We start from the raw sequence: 992 nt of genomic DNA on the forward strand, positions 1-992 counted from the left end.
TGGGTCAGGCCATCCTGAAGGCGCCGAAGGCAGACAAGGCGCCCGACAAGCCCGGCAGGATGATCATGGCCTATGACCGCTTCCTGCGTGGCGCGCTGCGCATGAGGTGGTTGACGCTCGCGGTGACGCTGGCCGCGTTCGTGGTGTCGATCTTCCTGGTGCGCTTCGTGCCGCAGCAGTTTTTTCCCGCGTCGGACCGGCCCGAGCTGACGGTGGATCTGACCTTGCGCCAGAACGCGTCGATCCACGCCACCGAGGCGCAGGTCGCGCGCATCGAAGCCATTTTGAAGAGCGATCCCGATGTCGATCACTTCAGCAGCTATGTGGGCCGTGGCGCCGTGCGCTTCATTCTCACGCTCAATGCCCAGTTGCCCAATCCATTTTTCGCCCAGATCGTCGTGGTGGCAAAAAACCTCGAGGCGCGCGACCGGCTGCAACTGAAACTGGAGAAGGTGCTGAGCGAGCAGTTTCCCGGCATCGTGGCACGCGTGTCGCCGCTGGAACTGGGGCCGCCGGTGGGCTGGCCGCTGCAGTATCGCGTCTCGGGCCCGGACCCGGCACAGGTGCGCAGGGTTGCCCTCGATCTTGCCGGCATCGTGGGTGCGGACTCGCGCACGCGCCATGTCAATTTCGACTGGATGGAGCCGGCCCGGCAGATCCGCATCCACATCGATCAGGATGAGGCGCGCCAGCTCGGCGTGAGCAGCGCCGCGCTGGCCGCGATCATGAACACCATCGTGACGGGCACGCCCATCACGCAGATCCGCGACGACATCTATCTGGTCAACGTGGTCGCGCGCGCCGACCAGGAGCAGCCGCTGACGGTCCAGACGCTGGGCACGTTGCAGGTCCCCACACCAGCGGGCCGGATGGTGCCGCTGAGCCAGTTCGCGACGTTCACCGAGGAGCAGGAGTCGCCGCTGGTATGGCGGCGCAACCGCGTGCCGACGCTCACGGTGCGCGCCGACGTCATGCATGGCGCGCTGCCCAAT

At 66.3% G+C, this 992-nt stretch carries 1 protein-coding gene; it reads left to right on the forward strand.

Translation table 11 applies throughout. The features are described from left to right. A partial coding sequence (locus BMI01S_RS37725; protein WP_042293592.1) for an efflux RND transporter permease subunit occupies positions 1–992 on the forward strand: 992 nt, incomplete at both ends.

Source organism: Paraburkholderia mimosarum LMG 23256 = NBRC 106338, from assembly GCF_000739815.1.
GTDB lineage: Bacteria > Pseudomonadota > Gammaproteobacteria > Burkholderiales > Burkholderiaceae > Paraburkholderia > Paraburkholderia mimosarum.